General features: G+C 43.5%; 16 protein-coding genes. 5 read left to right on the top strand and 11 right to left on the bottom strand.

All coding sequences use genetic code 11. The annotated features are described in order from the left end of the window. Positions 1–38 precede the first annotated feature (38 nt). The 5 genes from G7090_RS08520 to G7090_RS23645 form a co-directional block, all read right to left on the bottom strand. Positions 39–1145, bottom strand: a complete 1107-nt coding sequence (locus G7090_RS08520) for a hypothetical protein (RefSeq protein ID WP_001567866.1) — start codon at positions 1143–1145, stop codon at positions 39–41. A 585-nt stretch (positions 1146–1730) separates the two neighbouring features. Beyond that, the gene (locus tag G7090_RS08515; protein WP_166182119.1) at positions 1731–2072 is read right to left on the bottom strand and encodes a hypothetical protein; all 342 of its coding nucleotides are present in this window, start codon (positions 2070–2072) and stop codon (positions 1731–1733) included. After that, a complete protein-coding gene (locus tag G7090_RS23880; RefSeq protein WP_256367588.1) occupies positions 2069–2200 on the bottom strand; it encodes a hypothetical protein in 132 nt (43 codons plus the stop codon). Before G7090_RS23880 ends, G7090_RS08515 begins: the two co-directional genes overlap by 4 nt. A gap of 42 nt (positions 2201–2242) precedes the next feature. Continuing rightward, a complete protein-coding gene (locus G7090_RS08510) occupies positions 2243–2566 on the bottom strand; it encodes a hypothetical protein (RefSeq protein ID WP_166182118.1) in 324 nt (107 codons plus the stop codon). Next, entirely contained in the window at positions 2566–3150 is a 585-nt protein-coding gene (locus G7090_RS23645) for a hypothetical protein (protein WP_207630104.1), read from the bottom strand. Before G7090_RS23645 ends, G7090_RS08510 begins: the two co-directional genes overlap by 1 nt. A gap of 153 nt (positions 3151–3303) precedes the next feature. Between G7090_RS23645 and G7090_RS08500 the strand changes: the two genes are divergently transcribed. Beyond that, positions 3304–4451 (top strand): IS3 family transposase gene (locus G7090_RS08500; protein ID WP_166182117.1). Its coding sequence is split into 2 segments (ribosomal slippage): positions 3304–3541 and positions 3541–4451, totalling 1149 coding nucleotides; the frame shifts between segments, so codons are not numbered across the junction. Between the two features lie 100 nt (positions 4452–4551). Then, positions 4552–5583: an IS630-like element ISEc33 family transposase gene (locus G7090_RS08495; RefSeq protein WP_032425611.1), complete on the top strand. Its 1032-nt coding sequence runs from the start codon at positions 4552–4554 to the stop codon at positions 5581–5583. Between the two features lie 19 nt (positions 5584–5602). Here the strand turns inward: G7090_RS08495 and G7090_RS08490 are convergent, their stop codons facing one another. The 4 genes from G7090_RS08490 to G7090_RS08475 form a co-directional block, all read right to left on the bottom strand. Next, complete coding sequence (locus tag G7090_RS08490; RefSeq protein WP_166182116.1) at positions 5603–6625, bottom strand: phage terminase large subunit family protein; 1023 nt, start codon at positions 6623–6625, stop codon at positions 5603–5605. Continuing rightward, complete coding sequence (locus G7090_RS08485) at positions 6552–7100, bottom strand: hypothetical protein (protein ID WP_166182115.1); 549 nt, start codon at positions 7098–7100, stop codon at positions 6552–6554. Before G7090_RS08485 ends, G7090_RS08490 begins: the two co-directional genes overlap by 74 nt. 339 nt (positions 7101–7439) lie before the next feature. Beyond that, a complete protein-coding gene (locus G7090_RS08480; RefSeq protein WP_166182114.1) occupies positions 7440–7769 on the bottom strand; it encodes a hypothetical protein in 330 nt (109 codons plus the stop codon). A 696-nt stretch (positions 7770–8465) separates the two neighbouring features. Continuing rightward, a complete protein-coding gene (locus G7090_RS08475; protein WP_166182113.1) occupies positions 8466–9041 on the bottom strand; it encodes a hypothetical protein in 576 nt (191 codons plus the stop codon). Positions 9042–9886: 845 nt separating this feature from the next. Between G7090_RS08475 and G7090_RS08470 the strand changes: the two genes are divergently transcribed. From G7090_RS08470 to G7090_RS08460, 3 genes are all read left to right on the top strand, one after another. Beyond that, positions 9887–10651 (top strand): hypothetical protein, encoded by a 765-nt coding sequence (locus G7090_RS08470; protein ID WP_166182112.1) that lies wholly within the window; start codon positions 9887–9889, stop codon positions 10649–10651. Between the two features lie 191 nt (positions 10652–10842). Further along, positions 10843–11244, top strand: a complete 402-nt coding sequence (locus tag G7090_RS08465; protein WP_166182111.1) for a hypothetical protein — start codon at positions 10843–10845, stop codon at positions 11242–11244. A gap of 355 nt (positions 11245–11599) precedes the next feature. Then, positions 11600–12484, top strand: a complete 885-nt coding sequence (locus G7090_RS08460) for a DUF2971 domain-containing protein (protein ID WP_166182110.1) — start codon at positions 11600–11602, stop codon at positions 12482–12484. Between the two features lie 140 nt (positions 12485–12624). On the opposite strand, the gene G7090_RS08455 is transcribed toward G7090_RS08460, so the two are convergent. Then, a protein-coding gene (locus G7090_RS08455; RefSeq protein WP_118929462.1) for an IS3 family transposase occupies positions 12625–13745 on the bottom strand; the annotation gives its coding sequence in 2 pieces (ribosomal slippage) (positions 12625–13487 and positions 13487–13745; 1122 coding nt in all). Positions 13746–13813: 68 nt separating this feature from the next. Continuing rightward, the gene (locus tag G7090_RS08450; RefSeq protein WP_166182109.1) at positions 13814–14683 is read right to left on the bottom strand and encodes a recombinase family protein; all 870 of its coding nucleotides are present in this window, start codon (positions 14681–14683) and stop codon (positions 13814–13816) included. Positions 14684–14732 lie beyond the last annotated feature (49 nt).

Here is a 14732-nt window from a genome sequence, read left to right as displayed (position 1 = left end):
ACAATCCTGCTTCTTATGGTTAATTTAAGGAGATGATACTAATCATAGCCCAGGAAAAAATCAAAGCAAACTTGTGTGCCCTTAATCAACGCGAGCCTTTTTTTGCTGGTAATTTCAGTTATAACACCATTCTTGTAGGTAATTCTCAACTCAAAGTCAGGTTGTCGGACAAGAACAACAGCATCATATTTTGCGGCCAGATCCTGAGAACGCTTCAGACCCAGTCCCCGAGCTGCCTCGTCAGGTGCAGACCCAAATTGGCTCAACCCACCATTTTTAAGCGCATGGGTAACCAAGAATAAATCAGCATCTTCGCCTGATGACTCCAGTTCCTCGAAAATTTCAGGATAATGTTTTTTAAGATTACGTTTCAATGTCGTGGCAATACCCAAACCACTATCTGAAATGACGGTCTGAATGTGGCGCCGCTTACCTTTATATAACTGTAACGCTGCAAACCCAGGAATCGGGCTCTCACTGTGATCCCGGACATTACCAATCAGCTCTGAAAATATGGTGAACACCGCCATGTAGTACTTTTGGCCGGCATGGACTACAAACTTCTTAGTTAACTTTACAGGGATAGAGTTATCAAAATCATCAAGGTCTATAGAGGCTATCTCAACCAGATTGTCACTGTTTCCCTGATAGCGTTGTGCCCTTGAATTCGTTGGTCTCTCAGGCTTGACTAACACATCAGGATGCAAATGATCAAAAAAACCTAACCGGTTCAGGTAGTTTTTCGCAGAAGGGCATTTGCTAAAATCGAGTTCTATGGATTTTCCAGAATATGCAGCCTGATTTGCCAATGCAATTATCCTTGCTCCAGCCGCCAATAAAATAGAGCAACTTTCCGGGAAGCTTATGCTGCATCTGCGCGCAGAGGCGCTCAACAGACATCCCGAAGCTGATAAGTTAGCTTCAAAAATATTTTCATCGATCCAAGCGTCGCCATCCAGAACCAGAACATATTCATCGTCAACATACCATTTCCATTCGACCCGTTTGAGTCCCTCTGCATGGCTATATAAAAATGAATTCAGGGCTGACTTGTCAGCATATCCGAGAGTTTTAGCTATCTGTTTGCCTGTCAGGCCGGGAGATTCCCGAAGCAGCTCTTTGATTTTCTCTGTATCGAACAGCATTCGATAAAATCCTTAAAGAGAAATTATTCCTTTCCCTGTCCGGCAACTACCGGCCCCCTGTAAAGATTCACAGGCTGAGAAAGAGCAGAGGGGTGCATCTGATGTAACAAAGCGATAATTATATGTGGTGCTCCGGTTCGAGGTAAACAGCCGACAGGATAAAAATGCAGATCCTGCGAGTCCTTTACATCTCAGCGCCTGGAGTATCTGTCGAAACACTTCATATCAATATCAACTGATGAGTAGACGAGGGATGCCTGTTTAGTGACCTGAGTGCATTTTACGCATGGGATCTGAATAAATGTGATGAAGAATTGCGAGCAATAGAGCAGAAAATTTGAGGGAGATATGCATATAAAAAATCATTATTAGGCAACACGTCGGACTGAGTTATTGTCGCCTAATAATAATGATATTCATTTAGCTTGAATGTGAATAGCTACATTATTAAGACACAATAGTAAGGTGTATGAGGCAGCAGGACCGCCACCTTTGAAATTTTTAGGAAGAAAATCGTACACACCGCTATACACAGTGTGTACATCTTAAGATGTAGGCCAAAACATTAATATGTAATCATTATTTTCAAGTCACAATCAATAAACACCCTATTAACTGTATACTCAAGTATGCTGGCCTTAGTTGTTTTTCGTGCTGCAATTCTAAAATGGTCAATACGCGTGACAGTTTCACATCAATTTCGTTGATTTTCATCTGAACGTTTTTCAGTTCGCTTTCTAAAACAACCTGCTCATTTTCAATCTTGTCTAAACGTTGCTTCAATAACTTCTGTTCAGACTGTAAATCTCCAATGCGACGTTCCAGAGCCTCTGTATCCTGTTTAAACTCACGGTATCGTGTAAATGCAAATCCCAGTACTGCCACGGTCGCACTTACACCCGCAATTAATGTTCCTGTAATCATCATACGCAAACCCCGAGAAATAGACTCAGCGTAACGATTGTCCATAATGGCAAGCCAACAGTATGCAGTGCAGCCAGTCCTACTACTGCCGCTGCATAGATGCCAAACTTGATTAATTTTTCTTTATCCATGTTATTATCCTCTCTCAATTGTACTGAGAGTATTTATTATTTTTATTGTAAAAACGGCTGTTTTAACTGTACCAGGTAGTACTGAATGTCCAGACCTTTAACGAACAATTTGTATACGTCAATTACCTGCACCTGGTATACATCATCGTAATATTGCCAATCAACAATATCACCACGGTTCAGTACTGGCATATCGTCACCCATGAATGCAATGTTCATGAAGTCATGCCCCATGACATCTACCCCATAATCTTTGAAGTACTTAGAATCGATGAAAGCCTGATTAAATGGACGGTTACACATCAGTACTTCATAACCGTCTAATGTGATGTTTTCTGTTACTTCTTCACTGAAATGCTCTTGCATTAGTTTCTCCTGAATATGAATGTTCCTTTCATATTATTTATCACTAATCTCGCTTTTTGTTCAGTTTCGTCAAAGAAGTCATAAATCATCTTACGTTTTTTCTTCTCATATTTACCGATAATACGTTTACTGCGTTTCTTCTTTTTTAGACTGGTATCAATCAAATACTTTTTACCGTTCTGTTCCACTACCTTGTACTTCTTGCCCATCTGGGTATGCAGTCCTGCAATGTTGCCTTGTGCAGTCATACGAGCGTTAGCCGTTGGGATAATTTTGTTAAACGTTGCCGGATCATCTGTCAGTACTGAACGCAGATATGCAGCCTGAGAACCACGTACAATGATTTGGTTAGTCCTGGTTCCATTACCGTGCTGAATGAAATTGAAGAATATCGCCCGTTTGGTGAACGCAACAGAACCACCCTCAACACTGTTGTTGATGTCATCCTGAATCTGTTTCGATAATGCACGGCATCGTTTTGTTAATTCTGATTGAAAATCTGTGATAAACACTTTGCCCTGACTATTCAGTACTCGTACTGCATCGGCGGGAGTTGCCCCCCGCCTAAAATCGCCTGATATCATTATGCTCTCCCTACGATTACGGTAATATTCCCGTTGAATGCAACCACACTGTTATTAGAACGCTGTTCGATTGTTAGTGTTACTGCAACCTGAATCGCCACGGGTTTAACAGACACCTCCGAGTCATTTAAGATGGCTTAAAGAGAGGTGCCCATGAGCGGTAAGCGTTATCCCGAAGAGTTTAAAACTGAAGCAGTCAAACAGGTTGTTGATCGCGGTTATTCTGTTGCCAGCGTTGCAACACGTCTCGATATCACCACCCACAGCCTTTACGCCTGGATAAAGAAGTACGGTCCGGATCCTTCCATTAATAAAGAACAGTCAGATGCTCAGGCCGAGATCCGCCGTCTCCAGAAAGAGCTGAAGCGGGTTACCGACGAACGGGACATATTAAAAAAAGCCGCGGCGTACTTCGCAAAGCTGTCCGACTGAGGTACGCCTTTATCCGTGACAACTCCTGTTGCTGGCCTGTTCGCCTGCTCTGTCGGGTGCTGGATGTTCATCCCAGTGGTTTTTACGCCTGGCTTCAGCAGCCGCATTCACAACGCCATCAGGCAGACCTGAGACTGACAGGACAGATTAAACAGTTCTGGCTGGAATCGGGATGCGTCTATGGTTATCGCAAAATCCATCTGGATCTGCGGGACAGCGGGCAACAGTGCGGAGTGAACAGAGTCTGGCGACTGATGAAACGTGTCGGGATAAAGGCTCAGGTCGGATACCGGAGCCCGCGGGCACGTAAAGGCGAGGCCAGTATCGTGTCGCCCAACAGGCTCCAGCGACAGTTTAATCCGGATGCTCCGGATGAGCGTTGGGTAACGGACATAACCTACATCAGGACCCGCGAAGGCTGGCTGTATCTTGCCGTGGTTGTTGATCTGTTCTCACGCAAAATTATCGGCTGGTCCATGCAATCCCGGATGACAAAGGACATTGCCCTGAACGCACTGCTGATGGCTGTATGGCGGCGTAATCCCCAAAAACAGGTGCTGGTTCATTCGGATCAGGGCAGTCAGTACACAAGCCATGAGTGGCAGTCGTTCCTGAAATCACACGGCCTGGAGGGCAGCATGAGCCGTCGCGGTAACTGCCATGATAATGCGGTTGCAGAAAGCTTTTTCCAGTTGTTGAAACGCGAACGGATAAAGAAAAAGAGCTACGGAACGCGGGAAGAAGCCCGCAGTGATATTTTTGATTACATCGAAATGTTTTATAACAGTAAGCGTCGGCATGGTTCCAGCGATCAGATGTCACCGACAGAATATGAAAACCAGTATTATCAACGGCTCGGAAGTGTCTAAATAGATGCGCGGAATAGTAGATCACTGAAAGGGAACTCAGCCCGGATTGTGCGATCTGATCAATCGCCAAACCAACCAAAACCACCAACCGGACTGAGCGATGCCGATCATAGCACCAATACCCCGTGGCGAACGACGCCTGATGCAGAAAGCTATTCATAAAACGCGCGATAAAAATCATGCCCGCAGACTCACGGCCATGCTGATGCTTCATCGGGGTGAACGGGTCAGCGATGTTGCCAGAACTCTCTGTTGTGCTCGTTCATCCGTTGGTCGCTGGATTAACTGGTTTACGCACTCAGGTATTGAAGGCCTGAAATCCTTACCCGCAGGGCGCTCCCGACGCTGGCCTTTTGAACATATCTGCACCCTGTTACGTGAGCTGATAAAGCATTCTCCCGGCGATTTTGGTTATCAACGTTCACGCTGGAGCACCGAATTACTGGCATTAAAAATCAATGAGATAACCGGTTGCCAGTTACATGCAGGAACCGTTCGCCGCTGGTTGCCATCTGCGGGGCTTGTATGGCGCAGGGCCGCGCCAACTCTGCGTATCCGTGACCCACATAAAGATGAAAAGATGGCGGTAATCCACAAAGCGCTGGATGAATGCAGCGCAGAGCATCCGGTATTTTATGAAGATGAAGTGGATATCCACCTTAATCCTAAAATCGGTGCGGACTGGCAGTTGCGCGGACAGCAGAAACGGGTAGTGACGCCGGGGCAGAACGAAAAATACTATCTGGCCGGCGCACTGCACAGTGGCACGGGTAAAGTCAGCTACGTGGGCGGCAACAGCAAAAGTTCAGCGCTGTTTATCGCTCTGCTGAAGCACCTGAAAGCCACTTACCGGCGGGCGAAAACAATCACGCTGATCGTTGATAACTACATTATCCATAAAAGCCGCGAAACACAGCGCTGGTTGAAAGCAAATCCCAAGTTCAGGGTAATTTACCAGCCGGTTTACTCGCCGTGGGTGAATCATGTGGAACGGCTATGGCAGGCACTTCATGACACGATAACCCGTAATCATCAGTGCCGCTCAATGTGGCAGTTACTGAAAAAGGTCCGCCATTTTATGGAAACCGCCAGCCCATTCCCCGGAGGAAAACATGGTCAGGCAAAAGTGTAGCGGTATTAGGCGCAGCTATTTAGATTATCCGTGGCGATTCAGTATTGTAAAATGACTGATAGTTATATTCGAACCAGGCTAGTTCAAACTCTTTTGCAATAGCCTGAATAGTACTGTTAGGACTGTACAGGCGGTTAATATAAAAACCTGCTGTATCAGTTACTGATGGGTTCTGTGCTATCCATCGCCCACCAGCTACCATCTTAATACGCTGTGACTCTGTTATTTCTTTCTGGCATTCTGGGCAGTGTAATTTTGCAGTACTGGAATCTGGGATGTCACGCTTGCCTACTTTCTTCCATTCGAACTTTACGTTCTCCCATTTCAACGTATGTTCATGCTGGCAGTGAATACATTTTACAAAGTATTCACGTTGATCTGAGTTCTGGTACTCAACATCAATTGCATCGCCTGCAAATGTAGGCGTTGAACTTATGAGGATTTTGGCTTCGGCTCCGAAATCAGTAGCCCTCTGCTCAGCTAAACGTATCGGGTTCCCTTCTGGTGAGTTCTGGTCTATTGCCGATACTTCATCAAGTATGATTCGCTTGAGCGTTTTACCTCGTAAAGCACGGGCACTACCTAATGTAAGAAAATATAAAAAAGTACCGTCTTTTAATTCGGTCTGTTGTTGGTTATTTGCTTTAGTTTTGTCGTTCTTATCTGTGACTAATTCTTGAAGTACTGGTATTTGCTCTATGGTCTTGTCAATCTTCGCTGACTTCCACTGTTTTAATTCTGACAATGAACTCTGGGCAATGCCAATATTAGAACTATCAGTACCCATCCAATAGAACAGTGCTGAGTTCAGTAGTGTAGTCTTTGCAATCTGGGCACTAGTTTTATAAACAACTTTGCGGTACTGGTCAGACTCAATAATATCTAGCATTTCTTTCTGAAATGAATATAGCTTTAACTTCTGTCCGGCTGCTGCACCATCAGGTAGTACTAAATGAGTCTCAGCCCATTCACTGGGCTTTAACTTCTGTGGAGGTTTGATAATTGGTACTGCATTTTTCAGTACTGTTATTGTCTTGTTCATTTTCGGCATCCTTGCCTTGTTCGTCCTCTTCTGGTACTTCAAATTTCATATCGCCAATTTCATTGAGCATTTCGTCAATTCTGGCCTGTAATACACGTTTAACTTTCAGTACTGAATCTTGTTCGAAAACTTCATGTTGAATTTTGTTCGGTAGTGAGCGGATATAATCACGTAACGTTTTAAAGTACTGGGTAAGTTCTTTATGAACTTCGTCGGCTTCGATTAGTTGATCCAGTTTTAACTTTACTTCGGCTTCGGCTAAATCTGCTTCTGCCTGCATTTTGCGTAGTCGTGCCTGGTCGATCTTGTCTCGTACATCACCATCACGTAGCGGCGTTAAGATGTTGTCTACGATCCATGCACGTGCATTCTCTTCTGTGTCTGTAGGCATCCCGCGTTTCTGCCATGCCAGTACAGTACTGTGTTCATAACCGTAATCACGGCCCAGCTTTCTGATTGAAATAGATTCGGACATTTTTATTTTCCTGATTATTGTTATTATATTTATCAGGGTTCAGTACTTCATCTGGTGCTTTGTCATCTAGTGAGAGTAAGTGATCCACGTGTTTTTCAGTATTATAAGGATCACTATTATCACGTGGATCACTTGCCATTACTGAATATCAAAATGACGAACGGATTCAGTACTGAATATTTCCTGGTGTGGTTCATTGATCAAAAATCGCACATACGCAAAAAACAACTCGCTGCCGAAACTACGCGAGGCTTGGCCTGTCTGGGAGTACCTTTTAATGCTTCTGTATCGCTCTGTATGCGACTGTACTGAATTAAACGCGTCCGTGCGTTAATATTTCTAGCGTTGTTTATGAAGTGATACAGGCTGTTCTGAAAGGTGTTCTAAATAGTAATCACGGATTGCTATAACTTCTTCTTTATAGAACGTATGGTTAACACCAGAATACAGTTCTTCTATAGTTTGCCAGTACTCAACATTCATAAAGTCTTCGGCAACAGTCAGTAATAGGCAACATGCCCTGCCCAGTTCTTTAGCGGTTGGTTCTTCCGAACCCTGTTCAAACTTCGAAATTAGTTCTAAAGCGTTGTGTGTCAGCTTGATACTTTCATCAGCAGACAATGATTCAAATGCAATAGTTTCATCTGCAATAATTCGTACAATTTTCATACACTTCCCAGTGCTATTCTTTTGACTCCGGTCAGTCTGGATCTTATCTGTACTGTCTGCAATACTGTACAAATATACAGTATAAAGAGAGGGTATAGGGATGGGTAACAAAGATGGGTATGACGCGTCGATCACCAGTGGCATACAGCGGTTCGTACATCATGGGCAATGGGCTACTGTGTGCTACTGGGGATCGTCGTTAGAAGAGTACAGGATCGGTGATAAGGTCTTTTTCCAGAATGAGTATAGGCAGTACTGGTTAGGTCAGATTCAACCTGATTGCTTTGTACTGCTCTATCCTGAACCTCTACCACGAGTGCTAGACGGCCTTACCTATCTGGACTCAATACAGCGTATGCACCAGATACACGACGATGATGATTGGTTCTGTGACCAGGGTGAACTGCCGTTCTAACAGTGCCAGTGGTAATCAGGGCAATAGAGTAATACCAGGCCCTGCATGAAGTTCTGTTGATCGGGTTCTGGATGGCTGAAATAGATATGCAGTACTTCACTGTGTTCATCGTAGTGCATATCTAATTTGATTAGTGGCTCTGTATCGATAACTGCTAGTAGTTCCTGAACCATCTCGAAATAGAGTTCAGTACTTCCATAGACTGGTAAATGTATAGATGTTCTCATAGGGTAAATTACTCATGTATGTTTGAGTATTTACCCCATAGTTAAAGTATTGCTTTATTTGTTAATGTGTTGAGCAATATTTTTTGCAACCTGTACTGCTATGTCATCCCAGGCACTTTCAAGTGTACCTGTCTGGCTAGTACCGCCGATGACAGGATCGTTTTTATGTGACGTGAACTGTTGAGACCAGGTTTGACCGTTCAGGTTGAACGTTGCATTAAATGTGACCGACCCAACGTCAATTGCCGGTGTGATGTTGAACATACCCGCTGAATATTCGAAACCGGAACGGGCTTCAATTACTGTAATGGTTAATTTCTGTCCAGAAGGATTAACATCAGCGAAAGTGCTCACTGCTTCTTCTATGCGTGAAGAGAGTGCAACCCCAGTTGGTACGCGTGTACGAGAACCGCCACCGACAAAACCATCAGCACCTTGTATATCAATACGCTGTGGGAAATCAGCAGGATTCCATACGATAGATAGTTTTGGCTTTTCACCCTGGATATGAACTGATTTCATTTCTGAGACTGAAGGATAAGAGAGACGGTTATTGAATGGTAAACTTACTGCACATCCTGTTAGCCCTACCGTTACTGCAAGAACCGCCAACGCTTTTACCAGCTTCATTTATTTTTCCTTAATTGGTATGGTACATAAAATAAGTCGCTGATATTTTAAGAATTATCTCATTGATATGCAATACGCGATTCGATGCCAGTACTGTCAATAGTTCACAGTTACGATTTAGTACTGGCATGAAGGCGTTCAAAGGTGGCAGTACTTTTACATCGAGTCCACGTCTACGCTAACCCGCACATTGCCTTTATATCGAATTTTAAAATGGTACGCCTTATCGCATGTGACGTTTGAAGTTGTCTCGGCTGAGAACCAGCTCGTTTCGGTCTTGATACTGTTCACCTGGTCGCACTGATAGCCAGATTGTGTGATTTCTCGTTGTGCCTTCTCCGCATCGTCTTTCGCAGCGTTGTCATCAGCGGCTAAAGCTGAGATTGAAGTCATCATCAGAACTAACCCTATAATTTTAATCATTAAAATTCCCCAGCACTTAAAGGTTGCTTATCCGTTGCAAAATGGTTCACCACTTTACCGATCGGTCAAATCGTTATTATTAATTACATCAATAGGCAATAACGATCAATGTTTAAGATATTTCCCCTACCTATTCTGGTAGTTAAGGGCTACTGATAAATTACGTTTACCACTAAAGTAGTGCTGTTTAGGCTTCGCCTGGGCCTTCATTGCGTGGGAAATGATCTGATGCAGTGGGCGTATACAAGACGTACACGAATCGTTTATAACTGTTTCTATCCCACTACCTTTAGTAGGGGTAAACAAACCATTACGAGGGCTTAAATCGAGATGACATAAAGTTGTGGCGGGAAGTCGTAGTACTTTCAATTCTAATTATTCAAATTTAAATCAAAAATCATATATTATATAGCGGGTTAAATATGGAAATCATTGGCTTACTAGTTTTAGCATGGTTAGGTTATGTAATTTTGGGCGGGTACAACAAGGCAAAAACACGTAGATATCATGCAGTAGTTGCACGGGCAAAGAGAACCATAGATGAAACGGATGAACTTTATCGTCCAACCTGGATTAATAATGATAACAAAAGGAATGAATTTATTGAGGTCGTGAGAAGTCTCAGCTCAAAACAAGGTGTGCCAGGTAATTACTTAGACCACCTTTTTAACAATGAGGCTTTCAACCGCATGGCGATAATGAAATTCACAGCCATCTTAGAGCAAAATAATTTAAGTTTTACAGATCAGAAAATGGCTGTTAGTGAACTCATTCGCGATTTGTGGAAAGATGGCGTTGAAATGCCCCCATCCAATACAAACCTACAAAAGATTATCACCTTCCTTGACACCAAAATTTTTAACGGTTTTGATGCTTCTGCTGTTGCAGCACGTTTATATCTGGATGCTAATTTCATACACGCGGTTGAAACATTCAATAATCCATCTTCTGTTTCTTTTGAAGAGAAATATGGTGATATTATTTCCAATGAAGCGAAACCATTTTTTAATGTGATTGATATTACTAATGGTGCCCAATATATGGAATTGCATTACCAAAATCACTCCGTGGACATTACCGAAATAAGTAGATATATTTCTTCCTTTAGTAATAACAAACCTTCAGACGAGCTTCTGCTGAAACTTTTTACCGCTGAACATCTTATTCAATACTGGAAACTCCGCTAATATTCCTAACTTATTACGATAATATTCAGTACTGTCAGTATGTGGCAGTACTGAATTTTTTGAGGTTTGATGCCTAAAGTTCAGTACTAGAAGTTTACGCTCAAAATCTGTCATTCTTTAGGGATAGTCAACAGTAGCAAGGTGCAGTACTATCTCATCACAGCAAAAACCGCCTATAGCGATACTCATAAATGAAAAAAACGATTCTCTGTTTAGGGCTTTTGGCTACATCGATTTGTTATGCATCAACAATGCAGGATGAACTGAAACCAATCAGTGTGCCAAAATCGCTGATGTGTACTAGTCATGCAAAAACTGATAAGGATAAAGATTTTCATGATATGCACGATATCGTGACAATCATCGATTTTGGTGATCGTTATTACATTATCTCTGACCCATCCGTTAGGGATGTACCAATTCTCACGCCTAAATTGACATTTTCGGATAAGGATAATGTACCGCTGGGGGCTGCAAAAATTAATGACCAAGTATTCGTGAAGGGCTTAGGCGGTAATGCAAATAATTACTTCATGGTTAACCCTGATTTGAAATCGACGATCAAATTCATGTGCCAGAAGTCGTTCCTCTAGATGAAGGGGCAGTACTTAATTGTACTGCCACATCCCCTACCAGTACCGAACCTTGATTAACAAACCCCAAAACGGTTCAGTACTGGCAGGGATTCACAGCTTACCACGACGTACCGGCATCGCAACCTTTGAACTTATGTCAAATCATGTACCAGTACTGTGCAGTAGTATAGAATCTACCAACAAACAATAACTAGCGATTTAACGTATGAACAAAGCCATACCTTCCGTCCTGTACAAGTATAGAGCGTTCAGTATTAACAGCCTGGACTCGCTGATAAATGATACTGTGTACCTTGCTGACCCGATTTCATTTAACGACCCGTTCGATTGTCAACCATCTGTGGTGGATGACTTGGATGATGTATTAAAGTTACGGGATATTGCCGCTACATTAATACTTAGTGCGAGACGTACTCAGTTAATGAGTTCAAGCGAAACTCTTCAAGACTTTATCCTGCATCTAAATGGTAGTCTAATGCTTAACATGTTTAATGGTGCCAATCCCCTTTCTGTAGATGATGAAGTATTCGAAGAGGAGTTTGGGCGTTATGAAAAACATATAGAGAGATGTGATGAAGAATATTATGAATTCTACTCTCTTCAAATCCAAAATATGAAAAACGCAATTTTGACTGAACTTAATAGATTGGAGAATTCAAAGCCTATTAAGAATTGGCAAGAAAAAATTGATATGTACTTGGATATAATTAAGACTGAACTTGTAGCAAGCCAAAACATTGGTGTATTGTCATTAGCTGAAAATTTCGACTGTCCTTTAATGTGGGCACATTATTCTGACGAACATAACGGATTTTGTTGTGCCTATAGCATACCAGGTGATGTAAGTAATTTTGCCGCTACAAATGAAATACAAAAAGTTGACTATGATGGAGTACGCACAGTTCTAACAAGTCAACTCCATGAATTATTTAGTAATCCTATTGGTAATACAACTGATATTAATAAAGCGATTTATTTTGTGAAAGCTAAAAAGTGGAAGTATGAGAATGAGTACCGTATGATCGGCAAACCGGGCTTACGTAAATCCCCCTTCATTCTGGAAAGTATCTATTTCGGCCTGCGTTGCAAAGAGTCCGTGAAGTTCAGCATTATGTCGGCATTAGCTAACCGTGACAGTACTGTTACCTTTTACCAAATGAAAGAGGTGAAAGGTACTTTTAAACTGGAACCAGAACCGATCACCTTGTCTAATCTTCAGGGTTTGCCGAGGAATTGATAAATTGGTAGTACTGGTGACTGCGTTTAGCCGTCTAGAAGTATGCGGAATTCACTACCATGTGTTGAAACTTAAAATGTGGAATTATTTAGCTATAATATATAGGTATTTTGACCTGCCCCCAGGATTAGATACAAGGCTCAGTTAGTAATGTCGGATCCTTCACTCTCAGAATTACCCTTTCTCCAGCTCGCTGCAAATTCAGACGGCGTCTGATAATTCAGCGTGGAGTGCGGGCGACATTCGTTATAATCCTGACGCCATTCGCTGATGGTTTTCCTGGCATGATTGACGTCGCTGAACCAGTGTTCATTCAGGCATTCATCGCGAAAGCGTCCGTTAAAACTCTCAATAAATCCGTTCTGCGTCGGCTTGCCGGGCTGGATAAGTCGCAGCTCCACTCCATGCTCAAAGGCCCACTGATCGAGCGCGCGGCAGGTAAACTCCGGGCCCTGATCGGTTCTTATCGTAGCCGGATAGCCGCGAAACAGCGCAATGCTGTCCAGAATACGCGTGACCTGCACGCCTGAAATCCCGAAGGCAACAGTGACCGTCAGGCATTCCTTTGTGAAGTCATCGACGCAGGTAAGGCACTTGATCCTGCGACCAGTAGCCAGCGCATCCATGACGAAATCCATCGACCAGGTCAGGTTGGGCGCCTCCGGGCGGAGCAGCGGCAGACGTTCTGTTGCCAGCCCTTTACGACGACGTCTGCGTTTAACGCCCAGCCCGTTCAGATGATAAAGGCGGTACACGCGCTTGTGATTAACCAGAAGCCCTTCACGGCGCAGTAACTGCCATATGCGGCGGTAGCCAAAACGCCTGCGCTCCAGTGCCAGTTCAGTAATGCGCCCTGATAAATGGGCATCAGCCGCCGGACGCTGAGCGTCATAGCGGCAGGTCGACAGGGACAAACCTGTGAGTCTGCAGGCACGACGTTGCGACAGACCGGTCGCATCACACATCAACACCACGACTTCGCGCTTCTGGTCTGTCGTCAGTACTTTCGCCCAAGAGCCACCTGAAGCGCCTCCTTATCCAGCATGGCCTCGGCGAGCAGCTTCTTGAGTCTGGCGTTCTCTTCCTCAAGCGACTTCAGGCGCTTAACCTCAGGCACCTCCATGCCGCCATACTTCTTACGCCAGGTATAAAACGTGGCGTCGGAAATGGCGTGCTTACGGCAGAGTTCACGGGCAGAAACTCCGGCTTCAGCCTCGCGGAGAATACTGATGATCTGTTCGTCGGAAAAACGCTTCTTCATGGGGATGTCCTCATGTGGCTTATGAAGACATTACTAACATCGCGGTGTATTAATCAACGGGGAGCAGGTCACAGGTTTGCTTCATGACGTGCCTTACGATTTTTCAGGAGTCTCTTTTCAGCTTCCTCAGCCGTTTCATCATCTCTCTGAGACACGGTTTTATATTTACCGACCAAATAGCCATTTAACCGTCTGTCGCGTAATTTATTGTATACTGTAACGAGGTTCCAGCCCCTGTCGTTGTATCTGTCACCATTAGCATTCAGCGTTTTTACGATTTCAGTAACGCCCATACCGCTAACATACATTTTGAAGATGTTTGTTATTTTTTCAACATTTACACTATTAATTACATACGCTTGCTTATCTTCACTCAAAGATAGCCAATCAGGTGTATTGTTATTTAATGCAGTACCTTGTTCTTCGGCGGTTGATTTGCGTTTTTTCCATGATTTTTTACTGAAATTAGATTTACGCAATGACTCATTGTACGCACGACTGATAGACATATTGAGTACTGTACTGGACTCTGGGATACGGTTACTAAAGCAACTGCCAGATTCAACCTCTAAGATGTCTATCCCATTCATGATCAGCGTACTGAGTTTGTTGTTAGCCTCATAGTTACTAAGTCGAACTAGTCTATCAATGTTCTCGCAGACTAGGACGCCGCTTGTGATCTTACGGTCTACTACTGCCTTATAGAATTTTCCGAGCGAGCTTTTCGCCCCCCAGTTCGCTCCTTTAAATGCACTCTTACCTATGTCTGAATCTAGGATTTCGTAATTTTCTGGGTCTAGCTGATACCCCAGACGTTGATCCAGCGTCGCATAGCTAAGGTATTCGGTAACAGTAGAAATTTGCCTGTCAATCCCGAACCCGTGCTGTTGTTGCATCGTCGATATACGACTGTAAATGAAAGCTTTGACACTTTTCACTATGGCACCTATAAGTTTTGGTAACGTTAACCCCTTTGCGAGGCACATT

The sequence above is a fragment of the Leclercia sp. 29361 genome, assembly GCF_011290365.1.
In the GTDB taxonomy this organism is placed as follows: Bacteria; Pseudomonadota; Gammaproteobacteria; order Enterobacterales; family Enterobacteriaceae; genus Enterobacter; species Enterobacter tamurae.
This window is presented reverse-complemented; position numbering and strand designations above follow the sequence as displayed.